General features: G+C 61.3%; 16 protein-coding genes and 1 pseudogene. 6 read left to right on the top strand and 11 right to left on the bottom strand.

The window, feature by feature from the left end; translation table 11 throughout:
- Positions 1-26 precede the first annotated feature (26 nt).
- The 4 genes from spoT to AC07PQ_RS16045 all read right to left on the bottom strand — a co-directional run bounded on the left by spoT (position 27) and on the right by AC07PQ_RS16045 (position 4,117).
- Positions 27-2,132: a bifunctional GTP diphosphokinase/guanosine-3',5'-bis pyrophosphate 3'-pyrophosphohydrolase gene (spoT, locus tag AC07PQ_RS16030; RefSeq protein ID WP_007921131.1), complete on the bottom strand. Its 2,106-nt coding sequence runs from the start codon at positions 2,130-2,132 to the stop codon at positions 27-29.
- Between the two features lie 57 nt (positions 2,133-2,189).
- Positions 2,190-2,453, bottom strand: coding sequence for a DNA-directed RNA polymerase subunit omega (gene rpoZ, locus AC07PQ_RS16035; RefSeq protein WP_007921129.1), 264 nt, complete (start codon positions 2,451-2,453; stop codon positions 2,190-2,192).
- Between the two features lie 167 nt (positions 2,454-2,620).
- The gene (gene gmk / locus AC07PQ_RS16040) at positions 2,621-3,241 is read right to left on the bottom strand and encodes a guanylate kinase (RefSeq protein ID WP_007921126.1); all 621 of its coding nucleotides are present in this window, start codon (positions 3,239-3,241) and stop codon (positions 2,621-2,623) included.
- A 12-nt stretch (positions 3,242-3,253) separates the two neighbouring features.
- Positions 3,254-4,117 (bottom strand): YicC/YloC family endoribonuclease, encoded by an 864-nt coding sequence (locus AC07PQ_RS16045; protein ID WP_007921125.1) that lies wholly within the window; start codon positions 4,115-4,117, stop codon positions 3,254-3,256.
- 270 nt (positions 4,118-4,387) lie between these two features.
- Between AC07PQ_RS16045 and rph the strand changes: the two genes are divergently transcribed.
- Positions 4,388-5,110, top strand: a complete 723-nt coding sequence (gene rph, locus AC07PQ_RS16050) for a ribonuclease PH (RefSeq protein ID WP_007921124.1) — start codon at positions 4,388-4,390, stop codon at positions 5,108-5,110.
- Positions 5,111-5,141: 31 nt separating this feature from the next.
- Positions 5,142-5,510, top strand: a complete 369-nt coding sequence (locus tag AC07PQ_RS16055) for a DUF4870 domain-containing protein (protein WP_007921123.1) — start codon at positions 5,142-5,144, stop codon at positions 5,508-5,510.
- A 61-nt stretch (positions 5,511-5,571) separates the two neighbouring features.
- Here AC07PQ_RS16055 and crc read toward each other — a convergent pair whose 3' ends face one another.
- Positions 5,572-6,351, bottom strand: a complete 780-nt coding sequence (gene crc, locus AC07PQ_RS16060) for a catabolite repression control protein Crc (RefSeq protein WP_003176915.1) — start codon at positions 6,349-6,351, stop codon at positions 5,572-5,574.
- An 81-nt stretch (positions 6,352-6,432) separates the two neighbouring features.
- Here crc and pyrE point away from each other — a divergent pair, with 81 nt between their 5' ends.
- The gene (gene pyrE / locus AC07PQ_RS16065; RefSeq protein ID WP_007921122.1) at positions 6,433-7,077 is read left to right on the top strand and encodes an orotate phosphoribosyltransferase; all 645 of its coding nucleotides are present in this window, start codon (positions 6,433-6,435) and stop codon (positions 7,075-7,077) included.
- Between the two features lie 139 nt (positions 7,078-7,216).
- Here the strand turns inward: pyrE and argB are convergent, their stop codons facing one another.
- From argB to coaBC, 4 genes and pseudogenes are all read right to left on the bottom strand, one after another.
- The gene (gene argB, locus AC07PQ_RS16070; RefSeq protein WP_007921120.1) at positions 7,217-8,122 is read right to left on the bottom strand and encodes an acetylglutamate kinase; all 906 of its coding nucleotides are present in this window, start codon (positions 8,120-8,122) and stop codon (positions 7,217-7,219) included.
- A 39-nt stretch (positions 8,123-8,161) separates the two neighbouring features.
- A pseudogene (locus AC07PQ_RS16075) lies at positions 8,162-9,565 on the bottom strand (phosphomannomutase/phosphoglucomutase); the annotation flags it as partial.
- Positions 9,566-9,816: 251 nt separating this feature from the next.
- Complete coding sequence (gene dut, locus AC07PQ_RS16080) at positions 9,817-10,272, bottom strand: dUTP diphosphatase (RefSeq protein WP_007921118.1); 456 nt, start codon at positions 10,270-10,272, stop codon at positions 9,817-9,819.
- Positions 10,273-10,277: 5 nt separating this feature from the next.
- Positions 10,278-11,486 carry a bifunctional phosphopantothenoylcysteine decarboxylase/phosphopantothenate--cysteine ligase CoaBC gene (gene coaBC, locus AC07PQ_RS16085; protein ID WP_493185884.1) on the bottom strand — a complete coding sequence of 403 codons (1,209 nt, stop codon included), beginning with the start codon at positions 11,484-11,486 and terminating at the stop codon, positions 10,278-10,280.
- Between the two features lie 131 nt (positions 11,487-11,617).
- Between coaBC and radC the strand changes: the two genes are divergently transcribed.
- Complete coding sequence (gene radC, locus AC07PQ_RS16090; protein ID WP_007921116.1) at positions 11,618-12,292, top strand: RadC family protein; 675 nt, start codon at positions 11,618-11,620, stop codon at positions 12,290-12,292.
- A gap of 8 nt (positions 12,293-12,300) precedes the next feature.
- Here the strand turns inward: radC and AC07PQ_RS16095 are convergent, their stop codons facing one another.
- The gene (locus tag AC07PQ_RS16095; RefSeq protein WP_493185885.1) at positions 12,301-13,890 is read right to left on the bottom strand and encodes an ABC transporter substrate-binding protein; all 1,590 of its coding nucleotides are present in this window, start codon (positions 13,888-13,890) and stop codon (positions 12,301-12,303) included.
- Positions 13,891-14,436: 546 nt separating this feature from the next.
- Here AC07PQ_RS16095 and rpmB point away from each other — a divergent pair.
- Together rpmB and rpmG are read left to right on the top strand one after the other, a co-directional pair.
- Positions 14,437-14,670, top strand: a complete 234-nt coding sequence (gene rpmB, locus AC07PQ_RS16100; RefSeq protein ID WP_007921114.1) for a 50S ribosomal protein L28 — start codon at positions 14,437-14,439, stop codon at positions 14,668-14,670.
- Between the two features lie 11 nt (positions 14,671-14,681).
- Positions 14,682-14,837 carry a 50S ribosomal protein L33 gene (gene rpmG / locus AC07PQ_RS16105; protein ID WP_003177274.1) on the top strand — a complete coding sequence of 52 codons (156 nt, stop codon included), beginning with the start codon at positions 14,682-14,684 and terminating at the stop codon, positions 14,835-14,837.
- 58 nt (positions 14,838-14,895) lie between these two features.
- Here rpmG and AC07PQ_RS16110 read toward each other — a convergent pair whose 3' ends face one another.
- Positions 14,896-15,258: a cupin domain-containing protein gene (locus AC07PQ_RS16110; protein ID WP_493185886.1), complete on the bottom strand. Its 363-nt coding sequence runs from the start codon at positions 15,256-15,258 to the stop codon at positions 14,896-14,898.
- Positions 15,259-15,439 lie beyond the last annotated feature (181 nt).

Genomic DNA, 15,439 nt, shown 5'->3' on the forward strand with positions numbered 1-15,439 from the left:
TTGTAATGGGCGGGCTATATAGCGAGCTATGCACGCATGCGAGTGATGCGAATGACGCCGGTCAGGGCGCGCAGTTTCTTGATCACGCGGGCCAGGTGCACGCGGTCGTGCACGCTGACCACCAGTTGGACCACGCTGATGCGACCATCCCGTTCGTCCATGCTGATTTTCTCGATATTGCCGTCGGCCGCGTTGACGCTGCTGGCCAGCAGGGCGATCAGGCCGCGCTGGTGCTCCAGCTCGACGCGCAGCTCGACGTTGAATTCGCCGGTGACATCCTTGGCCCACGAAAGCTGGATGCATTTTTCCGGGTTGTGGCGGATTTCGCTGATGTTGCGGCAGTTGTCCAGGTGCACCACCATCCCTTTGCCCGCGGACAGGTGGCCGACAATCGGGTCGCCCGGGATCGGCGTGCAGCACTTGGCATAGCTCAGGACCAGGCCTTCGGTGCCGCGAATGGCCAGCGGACCTTCCGGGCTTGGCAGCTGTTCGCCTTCGCCGAGCAGGCGGCGGGCGACCACATAAGCCATGCGGTTGCCCAGGCCGATGTCTTCCAGCAGGTCTTCGATCAGCTCCAGGCGATACTCGGTGAGCATCGCTTGCACGCGTTCGGCCGGAATCTTTTCCAGGGCGCTGTCAAAACCGTTGAGCACCTTGTTCAGCAGGCGTTCGCCCAGGCTGATGGACTCGGAGCGGCGTTGCAGTTTCAGTGCGTGGCGGATGTGGGTGCGAGCCTTGCCGGTGACCACGAAGTTGAGCCAGGCCGGGTTGGGGCGTGCGCCCGGGGCGCTGACGATTTCCACGGTGGAGCCGCTTTGCAGCGGTTCGGACAGCGGCGCCAGGCGGCGATTGATCCGACAGGCGATGCAGCTGTTGCCGACGTCAGTGTGTACCGCATAGGCGAAGTCCACCGCCGTGGAGCCTTTGGGCAGTTCCATGATCCGGCCTTTCGGCGTGAACACGTAGACCTCGTCCGGGAACAGGTCGATCTTCACGCTTTCGATGAATTCCAGGGAGTTGCCGGCGCGTTGCTGCATCTCCAGCACGCCCTTGACCCATTGGCGAGCCCGGGCGTGGGTGCCCTTGGGCTGCTCGTCGCCGCTGGATTTGTACAGCCAGTGGGCGGCGATGCCGTTGTTGGCCATCTCTTCCATTTCGCGGGTGCGGATCTGGATCTCGATCGGCACGCCGTGCATGCCGAACAGCGTGGTATGCAGCGACTGGTAGCCGTTGGCCTTGGGGATCGCGATGTAATCCTTGAAGCGACCCGGCAGCGGCTTGTACAGGTTGTGTACGGCGCCGAGCACGCGGTAGCAGGTGTCGACCTTGTCGACGATGATCCGGAACGCGTAGACGTCCATGATCTCGTTGAAGGCCCGGCGTTTGCCGCGCATCTTTTTATAGATGCCATACAAGTGCTTCTGGCGGCCGCTGACCTCGCCCTGGATACCGTCGATGGCCAGGCAGTGGCTCAGGGATTCTTCGATCTTGTTGACGATTTCCTTGCGGTTGCCCCGGGCGCGCTTGACCGCCTGGTAGATCCGCGCGGAACGCATCGGATGCATGGCCTTGAAACCGAGGTCTTCGAATTCGATGCGGATGCTGTGCATGCCCAGGCGGTTGGCGATGGGTGCATAGATCTCCAGGGTTTCCTTGGCGATCCGCCGGCGTTTTTCGCCGGACAGCACTTCCAGGGTGCGCATGTTGTGCAGGCGGTCGGCCAGCTTGACCAGGATCACGCGAATGTCGCGCGCCATGGCCATGGCCATCTTCTGGAAGTTTTCCGCTTGGGCTTCGGCCTTGGTCTCGAAATTCATCTGGGTCAGTTTGCTGACCCCGTCGACCAGTTCGGCCACGGTTTCACCGAACTGCGCTTGCAGCGCTTCCTTGGCGATACCGGTGTCTTCGATCACGTCATGCAGCATGGCCGCCATCAGGCTCTGATGGTCCATATGCATGTCGGCGAGAATGTTTGCGACCGCTAACGGGTGCGTGACGTACGCCTCGCCGCTGCGACGGCGCTGACCGTCATGGGCTTGTTCGGCGTAGAAATACGCTCGGCGGACCAGATTGACCTGATCCGTGCCGAGATAGGTCGATAAGCGATCGGCGAGGGCGTCTATGCTCGGCATGATGACTCCTGCCGTAAGCTGTGATCCCGCGCCGTGCTACGTCGACCAGGCATAGGCTTAGACGGCCTCGTTGGACTCGTCCTCGAATGCAGCAAAAAGCGGTTCATCTTCAACGATTTCGGCTTCGGCGATAGCTGCGTAGTCGATCAGGCCTTCAGCGATTTCGCGCAGGGCGACGACGGTAGGCTTGTCGTTTTCCCATGCTACTTTCGGCTCTTTGCCGCCGGTTGCCAGTTGACGGGCACGCTTGGTAGAGAGCATGACCAGCTCAAAGCGGTTATCCACGTGTTCTAGACAGTCTTCAACGGTTACGCGGGCCATGGTCTTCCTCGTAGCAAATGCAATATGCGCGCTGCCCGGATGGGCGAGCGGACTCAACAGTTTAAAAAATCACCAGCGATTAGGGAAGCGCTGATTTTTTAACCAAGCTTTCCGACCCGCTACAAGTGCCAATGTAAAGCCCTTGCAGCGGGTTTGGGAAGTGCTATTCAGCCCAGCAATTCGGCGAGCAATTTGCCGAAACGCTGTTGCTGGCGCTTCTGATGCAGCTGGTTGGTGCGGAAAATCGCCTTCAGATCGTCCAGCGCATGGGCGAAATCGTCGTTGATGATCAGGTAGTCGTAGTCGACGTAGTGGCTCATCTCGCTGACCGCTTCGCGCATCCGGCCTTCGATGATCTCGTCGCTGTCCTGGCCGCGGTTGGTCAGGCGCTGGCGCAAGGCCTGCTGGGACGGCGGCAGGATGAAGATCGAACGAGCCTGGGGCATCAGCTTGCGCACCTGCTCGGCGCCTTGCCAGTCGATTTCCAGGATCAGGTCGTGACCTTCGTCCAGGGTCTGCTGCAAGTGGCTTTGGGAGGTGCCATAGAGATTGCCGAAGACTTCGGCGCGCTCGAGGAAGTCGCCGTGTTCACCCATCTTCACGAACGCTTCGCGCGAGACGAAGTGGTAGTTCACGCCGTCCACTTCGCCCGGGCGCATGGCGCGGGTGGTGTGGGACACGGAAACGCGGATCGACGGATCGGCGTCGATCAGGGCCTTGACCAGGCTGGTCTTGCCCGCGCCCGAAGGGGCGGAAATGATGTAGAGGGTGCCGGTGCTGTGGTTCATGTCGGGGTAGCCTTACTCAATATTCTGTACTTGTTCGCGCATCTGCTCGATCAACACCTTGAGGTTGACCGCAGCCTGGGTGCTGCGCGGGTCGAAGGCCTTGGAGCCCAGTGTGTTGGCTTCGCGGTTGAGTTCCTGCATCAGGAAGTCCAGGCGCCGGCCGGCGGCGCCGCCGGACTTGAGCACGCGGCGAACTTCGATGATGTGGGTGCTCAGGCGGTCCAGTTCTTCGGCGACGTCGCTCTTCTGGGCGAGCAGCACCATTTCCTGTTCCAGGCGTGTTGGGTCCAGCTCGGCCTGCATGTCGGCGAAGCGGTCGAGAACCTTCTGGCGCTGGGTGGCGAGCATCTGCGGGACCAGTTCGCGCAGGGTCACGACGTCTTCCTCGATGGAGGTCAGGCGTTCGTTGATCAGGCGGGCCAGCTCCGCGCCTTCGCGCTCGCGGCCGCTCTTCAACTCTTTCAGCCCCTGGTTGAACAGGCTCAGGGCTTCGTTGTTCAGCGCCTGCGGGTCGCTGGCGTCGGCCACCAGGACGCCGGGCCAGGCCAGCACTTCCAGTGGGTTCAGCGCCGCTGGCTGCTTGATCAGGCTGGCAACGGACTCGGCTGCCGCCACCAGTTGCGCGGCGCGCTCCCGGTCGACCTGCAGTGGTTTGCCGGTGGTTTCTTCGGTGAAGCGCAAGGTGCATTCGAGCTTGCCGCGCGACAGTCCCTGGCGCAGCGCCTCACGGACCGCGCCTTCCAGGTCGCGAAAGGATTCCGGCAAGCGCAGGTGCGGTTCCAGGTAACGGCTGTTGACCGAGCGCAGTTCCCAGCTCAGGGTGCCCTGAGTGCCGGCCCGTTCTACCCGGGCGAAGGCGGTCATGCTGTGCACCATGGAGGTACCTCCGATACAGGTCCGCCGCCAACCGCGAAGGGTTGCACGGGCCCGATATGAATGAATTGAAGCCGACAGGCTGCGAAGGCGCAGGATTGTAGCGCAGTGCGGTGGATGCTCCCAAACTGCGGGTGTGACAAAGCGCTGCGGGGCGACCGGAGGGCCGTTCCAGAGGCGTCGCCGACGGGCCGGGGTTTTTAGAACTGCCCAGGCAGGGCCGCGGGCTCTATAATGATCGGCAGTTTTCCGTCCCCGTACAGGTATTTCCCTATGAAACGTCCAAGTGGTCGCGCTGCCGATCAGCTCCGCTCGATCCGCATCACCCGCAACTACACCAAACACGCCGAGGGATCTGTACTGGTCGAGTTCGGTGATACCAAAGTGATCTGCACGGTCAGCGTCGAGAACGGCGTACCCCGCTTCCTCAAGGGCCAGGGCCAGGGTTGGTTGACCGCCGAATACGGCATGCTGCCGCGCGCCACCGGCGAGCGTAACCAGCGTGAAGCCAGTCGCGGCAAGCAAGGCGGCCGCACCCTGGAGATCCAGCGTCTGATCGGCCGTTCCCTGCGCGCTGCGCTGGACATGACCAAGCTGGGCGACGTCACCCTGTATGTCGACTGCGATGTGATCCAGGCCGATGGCGGTACCCGTACCGCGTCGATCACCGGTGCCATGGTGGCTCTGGTGGATGCGCTGAAAGTGATCAAGAAGCGGGGCGGCCTGAAGGGCGGCGACCCGATCAAGCAAATGATCGCAGCGGTGTCCGTGGGCATGTACCAGGGCGAGCCGGTGCTGGATCTGGATTATCTGGAAGACTCGGCGGCCGAGACTGACCTCAACGTGGTCATGACCAGCACTGGCGGTTTCATCGAAGTCCAGGGCACTGCCGAAGGCGCGCCGTTCCAGCCGGAAGAACTGAACGCCATGCTGGCGCTGGCCAAGAAAGGCATGAGCGAGATCTTTGAATTGCAACAGGCAGCCCTGGCTGACTGATTGCCCGGTAGCTTTCAGCAAGGAGAGCCGCATGAACGACGACCAGCTTCCGCAACCTGTCCCGAGCCATGAGGTGCGTCAGTGGGCGATGTTCTGTCACCTGTCGGCCTTGCTGGGCATCTGGATTCCGTTCGGCACCCTGATCGGTCCGTTAGTACTCTGGCAGATGAAGCGCGAGACCGATCCGTTCATCGATGCCCAGGGTAAGGAAGCGCTGAACTTTCAGATCACCGTGGCCCTGGCCTCGCTGGTCTGCTTCCTGCTGATGGTGGTGCTGGTGGGTTTCCTGCTTTTCGGTCTGCTGGCGATCGGCGCCTTGGTGCTGACCATCATCGCCGGGGTCAAGGCCAATGAAGGGGTGGCGTACCGTTACCCGTTCACCTGGCGATTGATCAAATAGGCCGAGCGCCCACAAAAAAGCCGACACTGATGTCGGCTTTTTTGTGGCTGCGAAAAGACGCTTAGATGGTCAGCGTCCAGTCGTAGTCCACGATCAGCGGCGCGTGCTGCGAGAAGCGCGGCTGGCGTGGCAGGCGTGCGCTGCGCACGAAGCGACGCAGGCCCGGGGTCAGCAGCTGATAGTCGAAGCGCCAGCCCAGGTTGAGCATCTCGGCCTGTTCGTTGTCCGGCCACCAGCTGTATTGATCGCCTTCGCGGCTGACTTCGCGCAGGGCATCGACATAACCCATGTTGCCGACAATCTCGTCCATCCAGGCACGCTCAGGCGCCAGGAAACCCGGAGATTGTTGGCTGTCACGCCAGTTCTTGATATCCAGCTTCTGTTGCGCCACGTACAGCGAGCCACAATAAATGTACTCGCGACGTTTGCGCCGCTGTTTATCCAGGTAACGGGCGAAGTCGTCCATAAGCTTGAACTTCTGGTTCAAGTCTTCATCGCCGTTCTGCCCGGAAGGAAGCAGCAAGGTCGCGATGCTGACCTTGTCGAAATCGGCTTGCAGGTAGCGCCCGTAGCGGTCGGCCGTCTCGAAGCCGAGACCGCTGATGACAGCCTTCGGTTGCAACCGCGAATACAAAGCCACACCGCCTTGGGCGGGAACTTCGGCATCGCAGGCATAAAGGAAGTAGCCATCCAGTTGGAAGGCTGGATCGTCCAGTTCAAAGGCGGAGGCGCGGGTGTCCTGCAGGCAGATGACGTCGGCATTCTGTGCTTGCAGCCAACTGAGCAAACCTCGCTCCACTGCAGCCTGAATACCATTGACGTTCACACTGATGATCCGCATAAATGGCCCCAAAAATCACGTGCGTGTATGATACCCGAGGTCTACCTAATTAGCTAAATCCGTGGTATTTGGGGCTTTTTCATGCAGGCGTATCAGCGCGATTTCATTCGTTTTGCCATCGATCGCGGGGTTTTGCGCTTCGGTGAGTTCACCCTGAAGTCCGGGCGTACCAGTCCTTACTTCTTCAATGCCGGCCTGTTCAACAGCGGCTCGGCCCTGGCGCAGCTGGGGCGTTTTTATGCCGCGGCGATCGTCGACAGCGGCATTTCTTTCGATGTGCTTTTCGGTCCTGCGTACAAAGGCATTCCTTTGGCGGCGGCGACGGCCGTGGCCCTGGCCGAGCATCATCAGCGCGATCTACCATGGTGTTTCAACCGCAAGGAAGCCAAGGCTCACGGCGAAGGCGGCAGCCTGGTCGGCGCGCCATTGACTGGCGACGTGCTGATCATCGACGACGTGATCACCGCGGGCACCGCGATCCGCGAAGTGATGCAGATCATCGAATCCCAGGAGGGCGCCAAGGCCGCGGGTGTGTTGATCGCCCTGAACCGCCAGGAGCGTGGCAATGGTGAGTTGTCGGCGATCCAGGAAGTCGAGCGCGACTTCGGCATTCCGGTGGTGAGCATCGTTTCCCTGACCCAGGTCCTGCAGTTCCTGGCGGACGATCCGGCGCTCAAGCAGCATCTGCCGGCGGTGGAAGCCTACCGCGCGCAATTCGGCGTCTGAGTATTGTAGGAGCGAGGCTTGCCCGCGATAGCGGTCTGACCTGATGCACCGCTATCGCGGGCAAGCTCCGCTCCTACAGAAGGCGCAATAAAAAGCCCCCGCCTGGCTTGCCCAGGCGGGGGCTTTTTATTTGCAGCGCTTAAGGACGCTTGCGATTGCTGATCAGGGTGCCGACACCGGTATCGGTGAAGATCTCCAGCAGAATCGCATTGGGTACCCGACCGTCGATGATCAGCGAGCTGCCCACGCCACCCTGCACCGCTTCCAGCGCGCAACGAATCTTCGGCAGCATGCCGCCGTAGATGGTGCCGTCTTCGATCAGGGCATCGACCTGTTGGGTGGTCAGGCCGGTCAGCACCTTGCCCGACTTGTCCATCAGGCCGGCGATGTTGGTCAGCAGCATCAGCTTCTCGGCTTTCAGCGCCTCGGCCACCTTGCCGGCCACCAGGTCGGCGTTGATGTTGTACGACTCGCCGTTGGCGCCGACACCGATCGGTGCGATCACCGGGATGAAATCACCTTTGACCAGCAGGTTCAGTAGGTCGGTGTTGATGCCGACCACTTCGCCTACGTGGCCGATGTCGATGATTTCCGGGGTGGTCATTTCCGGCGTCTTGCGGGTGACGGTGAGCTTCTTCGCGCGAATCAGCTCCGCGTCCTTGCCGGTCAGGCCGATGGCGCTGCCGCCATGGCGGTTGATCAGGTTGACGATGTCCTTGTTCACCTGGCCGCCGAGGACCATCTCCACCACGTCCATGGTCGCCGCGTCGGTGACGCGCATGCCATCGATGAAGTGGCTTTCGATGGACAGGCGCTTGAGCAGGTCACCGATTTGCGGGCCGCCGCCATGCACGACCACCGGGTTGATCCCGACAGCCTTCATCAGCACGATGTCGCGGGCGAAGCCGGTCTTCAGCTCCTCGCTTTCCATCGCGTTGCCGCCGTATTTGATCACCAGGGTCTTGCCGACATAGCGGCGAATATAAGGCAGCGCTTCGGACAGGACCTTGGCGGTATTGGCGGCGGCATCGCGTTCGAGGGTCATTCAGGGCTCCGGCACTTCAATAAAGGCGCTTGAAGAAAATCAAAACGGTAGTTGGAGGTCAGGTGCAACACGTTTCAGCTGAGTGTGGAACACATCCTTGATGCGCTGCAGTTCGGCTTCGTCATCGGCTTCGAAGCGCAGTACCAACACCGGCGTGGTGTTGGAGGCGCGAACCAGGCCCCAGCCTTTGGGGTAGTCGACTCGTACGCCGTCGATGGTGGTCAGGTCGGCGCCTTCGCCCCATTGCGCGTCGTGCAGCGCATCAATGATGCTGAATTTGCTCTCTTCGGTCACATGGATATTGATTTCCGGCGTAGAAATATCGTTCGGGAAGGTGGCGAACAGCTCTTCCGCGTTGGATTTTTCCTTGCTGAGGATCTCCAGCAGCCGCGCGGCGCTGTAGATACCGTCGTCGAAACCGAACCAGCGTTCCTTGAAGAACACATGCCCGCTCATTTCACCGGCCAGCAACGCACCGGTCTGCTTCATTTTCTTTTTGATCAGCGAGTGACCGGTCTTCCACATGAGTGGGCGACCGCCGTATTCCTTGATCAGCGGGATCAGGCGGCGGGTGCATTTGACGTCGAAGATGATCTCCGCGCCCGGGTTGCGCGCTACGACATCTTTGGCGAACAGCATCAACAGGCGATCGGGGAAGACGATGCTGCCGGTGTTGGTCACGACGCCAACGCGGTCGCCGTCACCGTCGAAGGCCAGGCCGATATCGGCGTTGGTCTCGGCGACCTTGGCGATCAGGTCTTCCAGGTTCTCGGGCTTGCCCGGGTCCGGGTGGTGGTTGGGGAAGTTGCCGTCCACTTCGCAGAACAGCGGGATGACTTCGCAATTCAGCGCTTCGATCAGCTGAGGCGCGATGACGCCGGCCGCGCCGTTGCCGCAATCGACCACCACTTTCAGGCGACGGGCGAGTTTGACGTCGGCAGTGATTTCCTTGCCGTAGCGATCGAGAATGTCGACCTTGGTGATGCTGCCCTGGCCGCTGCTCAGGTTGTTGGTCTTGAGGCGATCGTGCAGGGCCTGGATCTGTTCGTTGGCCAGGGTGTCGCCGGCAATGACGATCTTGAAGCCGTTGTAGTTCGATGGGTTGTGGCTACCGGTCAGCATCACCCCGGATTTGCCAGCCAGCACATTGGCCGCGTAATACAGCGCCGGTGTCGGTACCAGGCCGACATCGCTGACGTGGCAACCACTGTCGTGCAGGCCCTGGATCAGTTGCGCCACCAGCTCGGGGCCGGACAGGCGACCGTCACGGCCTACGCAAACATTGGGTTCGCCCTGGGCCAGGCTCTCGGAGCCAATGGCGCGACCGATCCAGTAGGCGGTTTCAGCGTTCAGGGTTTCCGGAACGGTTCCGCGAATGTCGTAAGCGCGAAAGATGCTTTCAGGGAACTTGGGTACGACTTGGGCTGCATTGCTCATCACTGGGGGTGCTCCGTCTAAAAGGGGGCAGGACAGGCCGGAATACTGACCGGAAGGCTCAAACTGAAGGGTATGACGGCGTTTTTGCCCTTGGGTTCATGGTGCAAAAATGCCATCTGATGAGCGTCAGCTCTTTTTCGATCACCTTGTGCCGTGATTCCGGGTGGTCAAGTCCGCGAATAAACTTGCTGAGTGTTCGTGCTGAAACGCAGCCTACCAATCTTAGGCGAGCCGCTGGCGCGGCCCGGATTTTTTGTTCAATGGCTGCCGGAGTGACCGAAACCGCCCGCGCCGCGCTGGCTTTCGTCGAAGGCTTCGACCACTTCGAAGTGCGCCTGGACCACGGGTACCAGAACCAACTGGGCAATGCGTTCGCCCACCGCGATGTTGAAGGCGGTCTGGCCACGGTTCCAGCAGGAAACCATGAGTTCGCCCTGGTAATCGGAGTCGATCAGGCCGACCAGGTTGCCCAGGACGATGCCGTGCTTGTGACCCAGGCCGGAGCGCGGCAGGATCAGCGCGGCGAGGCCTGGGTCGCCGATGTAGATGGACAGGCCGGTAGGAATCAGCAGGGTCTGGCCCGGTTCCAGGAGGGTGTCCTGCTTGAGCATGGCGCGCAGATCGAGGCCGGCGGAGCCTGGCGTGGCGTACTGCGGCAGGGGGAATTCGTTGCCGATGCGTGGGTCGAGGATCTTGGCTTGTAAAGCGTGCATGCGAGTTAAACCTGGTTCAGCCGTTCGGCGATGAAAGAGATCAGTTGGCGGGCAATCTTGCCCTTGCTGGTCTGGGCGAAGAGAGTTGCGTGCAACTCCCGGTCAATCACGCTGCAGGCGTTTTCCTCGCTGTTGAAGCCAATGCTCGGGTTGGCCACGTCGTTGGCGACGATCAGGTCGAGGTTCTTGTCTTTGAGTTTGCGTGCAGCGTAGTCGAGCAAGTGTTCGGTTTCAGCGGCGAAGCCGACGCTGAACGGACGGTCGGGGAGGGTGGCGATGGTGGCCAGGATGTCCGGGTTGCGCACCATCTGCAGCAGCAGGCCGTCGCCGTTCGTAGGGTCTTTCTTCAATTTCTGTGGGGCGACGACTTCCGGGCGGTAGTCCGCGACCGCGGCCGAGGCGATGAACAGGTCGCACGGGATGGCGGCCTCGCAGGCGGCGAGCATGTCGCGGGCACTGACCACGTCGATCCGGGTCACGCGATCCGGGGTCGGCAGGTGCACGGGACCGGTGATCAGGGTGACCCGGGCACCGGCTTCGACCGCGGCTTCGGCCAGGGCAAAGCCCATTTTTCCGGAGCTGTGGTTGGTGATGTAGCGCACCGGGTCGATGTTTTCCTGGGTCGGGCCGGCGGTAATCAGCACGTGTTTGCCGGTCAGCGCCAGATGCTGGAAGCAGTCGGCGGCGCACAGCGCCAGATCGTTGGCCTCGAGCATGCGGCCCAGGCCGACGTCGCCACAGGCCTGGCTGCCGGAAGCCGGGCCGAAGACCTTCAGGCCACGGCTTTGCAGCAGTTGGGTGTTGGCCTGGGTGGCCGGGTCGCGCCACATGGCCTGGTTCATGGCCGGGGCGATGGCGACGGTGGCGTCGGTGGCCAGGACCAGGGTGGTCAGCAGGTCGTCGGCGATGCCTTGGGCCAGGCGGGCGATCAGGTCGGCGGTGGCCGGGGCGATCAGCACCAGGTCGGCCCATTTGGCCAGTTCGATATGGCCCATGGCGGCTTCGGCCGCGGGGTCGAGCAGGTCCAGGTGGACCGGGTGCCCGGACAGGGCCTGCATGGTCAGCGGGGTGATGAATTCACTGCCGCCACGGGTCATGACCACACGCACTTCTGCGCCGTGGTCGAGGAGTCGGCGAACCAGCTCGGCGCTCTTATAGGCAGCGATGCCGCCGCCGACGCCGAGAACGATGCGTTTCCGATACAGCCGCTGCATAGGCCTGCCTTTCAGTTCAATGATTGCTGCGTGTAACACCCCCTCCCCAGGGGAAATTCCACGCAAAAAGATGGGCTAAGATAGCACAGCGACCGCTATGGAACAGCGGCGCCCACACACATGGAGGTGCTATGAGCATTCGCGACTGGCCTGCGGCGGAGCGCCCGCGGGAGAAGCTTCTCGAGCAGGGCGCGCTGGCCCTTTCCGACGCTGAATTGCTGGCGATTTTCCTGCGCACCGGGGTCGCCGGAAAAAGCGCGGTCGACCTGGCGCGACACCTGTTGCATCAGTTCGGCAGCCTGCGTGGCCTGCTCGAGGCGGACCAATTGACCTTCAGTCGGCAGCTTGGCCTGGGCCCGGCCAAGTTCGCGCAATTGCAGGCGGTGCTGGAAATGGCGCGGCGGCATCTGGCGGAAAAACTCAGTCGCAATTCGGTGCTGGAAAGCCCGGTGGCGGTCCGCGACTACCTCAAGGCGATGTTGCGCCATGAACCGCATGAGGTCTTCGGTTGCCTGTTTCTCGACTCCAAGCACCGGGTGCTGGCGTTCGAGGCGTTGTTCCAGGGCTCCATCAACACCACCAGCGTCTATCCGCGGCAAGTGGTCAAGCGTGCCCTGGCGCACAACGCGGCCGCGCTGATCCTGTGCCACAACCATCCTTCGGGCGTTTCCGAGCCGAGCCAGGCGGATCGGGTGCTGACCCGCAGGCTCACGGAGGCGCTGGACCTGGTGGATGTGCGCGTACTCGACCATTTCATCGTCGGCGAGGGCGAGCCGCTGTCGATGGCCGAGTACGGCTGGATGTAGCTCGCGGCTCAGGGCTTGAGGCTGACCTTCGAGTAGTCCTGGCGACCGAACGGGCTGACCTGATACCCATGGACATCCTTGCGCGTCAGGGCGAAGGCGGTCGGGTGGGCAAGCGGTAGCCACAGGGCCTGCTGCTGGATCTGGGTTTGCGCCTGCTGGTAAAGCTTGCTGCGCACGCCCTGCTCGGTGGTGGTCTTGCCGGCGGTGATCAGCTTGTCCAGGCCGGGGTCGCAGTAGCGGGCGAAGTTGGTCCCGGACTTCACCGCCGCGCAGGTGAACTGCGGGGTGAGGAAGTTATCCGGATCGCCGTTGTCGCCGGCCCAGCCCATGAACAGCAGGTCGTGCTCGCCGGCCTTGGCCCGACGGATCAGCTCGCCCCATTCGATCACGCGGATCTCCGCCTGGATCCCGACTTGTGCCAAGTCTGCTTGCAGCTGTTGCGCGCCCAGGCTCGGGTTGGGGTTCAACAAACTACCGGAAGGGCGGGTCCAGATCGTGGTCTGGAAGCCGTCTTTCAGGCCGGCCTTGGCCAGCAATTGGCGGGCCTTCGCCGGATCATGGGCGTAACCCGGCAGCTCCTTGGCGTAGCTCCAGGTGTTGGGCGGGAAGGGGCCGTTGGCGGGTTCGGCGGTATTTTCGAAGACCGCTTTCAGGTAGTTGGCCTTGTCGAAGGCGAGGTTGATGGCCTGGCGTACTTCAGGTTTGTCCAGCGGTGGGTGCTGGCTGTTGATGGCGACGAACGCGGTCATGAAGGCCGCGGTTTTCTCGACCTTGAGCGCAGGCTCCTCAAGCGCGGCGGTCACGTCCAGCGGCTTGGGCGACAGGGCGATCTGGCATTCGTTGCGGCGCAGCTTCTGCAGGCGCACGTTGGCGTCCGGGGTGATGGCGAAGATCAGCGAATCCACCGCCGGCTTGCCGGCAAAATAGTCGGGGTTGGCCTTGTAGCGGATCGATGCGTCCTTCTGGAAGCGGCCGAACACGAAGGGGCCGGTGCCGATCGGCTGGCTGTTGAGCTTGTCCTGGGTGCCGGCTTTGAGCAACTGGTCGGCGTATTCGGCGGAGTAGATCGACGCAAACCCCATGCTCAGGGTGGCGAGGAAGGTCGAATCGGCGTGGTCGAGGGTGAAGCGCAGGGTCAGCGGATCCAGGGCGTCGATCTTCTTGATCAGCGCCGGCAGCTGCAGCGACTGGGCATGGGGATAGCCGCTCTGCGCCACTTTATGCCAGGGGTTGGCCGGGTCGAGCATGCGGTCGAAGCTGAACTTCACGTCTTCGGCGGTCAGCTCGCGGCTCGGATTGAAATACGCGGTGCGATGAAACTTCACTTTCGGGTGCAGCTTGAACACATAGCTCAGGCCGTCGGCCGAGACTTCCCAGCTGTCGGCCAGGCTCGGTACCACCTTGCCGCTGCTGGCGTCGAACTCCACCAGGCGATTCATCAGCACGTCGGCTGAGGCGTTGGTGGTGGTCAGCGAGTTGTACTGCACTACGTCGAAACCTTCCGGGCTGGCCTCGGTGCACACGCTTAATGCGGCGGCGTGGGCCAGCGGGCTCAGAAGAAGAGGGGCGAACAGGAGCGGGAGGGCAGCGAGGCGCATGTTTGGCTTCCTTTGCAGATCGAAGGCCCATCTGCGAGTGCAGTCTGGAAAAAGGCTTACCCTAGTGGCCCCGTTGAAAAATGACTATCCCCTTTTTTCGCTCGTGGGCCGGATACGTTGGCATTTATTGCAGCGTCGAGCCTGTTGGCGGCCGGCAGTCATGGCCACATTAGGCATAAATTGACAGAGGTTTTTTCCATATATTGACGTGGAACGAGCGGTGCGGTGGCTGTGCATGGTGATTCTGCCGCTTGTTTCACCCACGCAGAATTTATTCTGCGACGAGCGGTCAGCCATGGCGCCAGCCTTTGGTGCAGGCATCCGGAGCAAGAAAACAGGGACTTTTCGAAATCCAAAGCACACCGGCTGTTGTTGCTACGGGGTCTTTCTGGTATAAAGCAGCGCTCTTTTCTAGGGGCCCGGTTCCTTCGCTTGTAGGTGTAGCCGGTAAGACCCTAAAGAAACGCGGCGCCTGGCGCCAAATGACTGAGAGATTAAGCGGCCAACCCATGCCGGGTTGGGCATGTGGTTTTAGAGGGCTGAGGCATGTCGAGAGTCTGTCAAGTTACCGGTAAGGGTCCGGTGACTGGGAATAACATTTCCCACGCAAACAACAAAACCCGTCGTCGTTTCCTGCCGAACCTGCAGCATCACCGCTTCTGGGTTGAGTCCGAGAAACGTTTTGTGCGTCTGCGCGTATCTGCCAAAGGCATGCGTATCATCGACAAGCGTGGCATTGATGTCGTGCTGGCCGAACTTCGTCGCGATGGCAAGGTTTAAGGGAGCTAATCATGCGTGAATTGATTCGTTTGATTTCGAGCGCCGGTACTGGTCACTTCTACACTACCGACAAGAACAAGCGCACTACTCCGGACAAAATCGAGATCAAGAAATATGATCCGGTTGTTCGTAAGCACGTGATCTACAAGGAAGGCAAAATCAAGTAATTGATTTTTCTTCTGACAAAAAAACCCGCCTTCAAGCGGGTTTTTTTGTGCCTGCGATTCAGGCTTTCGGTTCGAAGATCACATAGATCTTGCGGCACGGTTCCAGCACCTCCCAGGTGCCGCGAAAGCCTGCGGGAATGACGAAGCGATCGCCGGCGCGCAAGGTCTTGGCATTGCCTTCGCCGTCACGCAGGACCGAAACCCCCTGCACGATCTCGCAGTACTCGTGCTCGGTGTAGTTCACCGTCCACTGGCCGATCGCGCCTTCCCACACCCCGGCGTTCATCTGGCCGCCCGGACTGTTGTAGTGGTTGAACACGGTTTGCTCAGGGTCGCCCTTGAGGACTTTTTCCTGGGCGGGGCGATACCGCTCGGCCGCAGTGTTGGCCTGATTGAAGTCGACGATGTCCTGGATGCTCATGCTGGTATTCCCCCCTGATTGCGCTGCGAATGGCTGGAAAGCCCAAAGTCTATGTTTATTAAAATGAACATAGCAATGGCGTTTTCCTGGCCGCTGTCAAATATATTGAAACTTCGGGTGCCGCTGGTTTAGGGTGGCGAATGCCATGGGCCGAAGCAGGCTGGCCGGGCAGAATTCCTGA

The sequence above is a fragment of the Pseudomonas sp. GW821-FHT09E12 genome (genome assembly GCF_059416085.1).

Bases quoted from the DNA above. Each gene is read 5' to 3' on its own strand.
- AC07PQ_RS16110 (WP_493185886.1), bottom strand. From the start codon at position 15,258: ATGAGCATCCAGGACATCGTCGACTTCAATCAGGCCAACACTGCGGCC.
- gmk (WP_007921126.1), bottom strand. From the start codon at position 3,241: ATGAACCACAGCACCGGCACCCTCTACATCATTTCCGCCCCTTCGGGC.
- rpmB (WP_007921114.1), top strand. From the start codon at position 14,437: ATGTCGAGAGTCTGTCAAGTTACCGGTAAGGGTCCGGTGACTGGGAAT.
- spoT (WP_007921131.1), bottom strand. From the start codon at position 2,132: ATGCCGAGCATAGACGCCCTCGCCGATCGCTTATCGACCTATCTCGGC.
- crc (WP_003176915.1), bottom strand. From the start codon at position 6,351: ATGCGGATCATCAGTGTGAACGTCAATGGTATTCAGGCTGCAGTGGAG.
- AC07PQ_RS16055 (WP_007921123.1), top strand. From the start codon at position 5,142: ATGAACGACGACCAGCTTCCGCAACCTGTCCCGAGCCATGAGGTGCGT.
- rpoZ (WP_007921129.1), bottom strand. From the start codon at position 2,453: ATGGCCCGCGTAACCGTTGAAGACTGTCTAGAACACGTGGATAACCGC.
- pyrE (WP_007921122.1), top strand. From the start codon at position 6,433: ATGCAGGCGTATCAGCGCGATTTCATTCGTTTTGCCATCGATCGCGGG.
- coaBC (WP_493185884.1), bottom strand. From the start codon at position 11,486: ATGCAGCGGCTGTATCGGAAACGCATCGTTCTCGGCGTCGGCGGCGGC.
- radC (WP_007921116.1), top strand. From the start codon at position 11,618: ATGAGCATTCGCGACTGGCCTGCGGCGGAGCGCCCGCGGGAGAAGCTT.
- AC07PQ_RS16095 (WP_493185885.1), bottom strand. From the start codon at position 13,890: ATGCGCCTCGCTGCCCTCCCGCTCCTGTTCGCCCCTCTTCTTCTGAGC.
- argB (WP_007921120.1), bottom strand. From the start codon at position 8,122: ATGACCCTCGAACGCGATGCCGCCGCCAATACCGCCAAGGTCCTGTCC.
- rpmG (WP_003177274.1), top strand. From the start codon at position 14,682: ATGCGTGAATTGATTCGTTTGATTTCGAGCGCCGGTACTGGTCACTTC.
- AC07PQ_RS16045 (WP_007921125.1), bottom strand. From the start codon at position 4,117: ATGGTGCACAGCATGACCGCCTTCGCCCGGGTAGAACGGGCCGGCACT.
- dut (WP_007921118.1), bottom strand. From the start codon at position 10,272: ATGCACGCTTTACAAGCCAAGATCCTCGACCCACGCATCGGCAACGAA.
- rph (WP_007921124.1), top strand. From the start codon at position 4,388: ATGAAACGTCCAAGTGGTCGCGCTGCCGATCAGCTCCGCTCGATCCGC.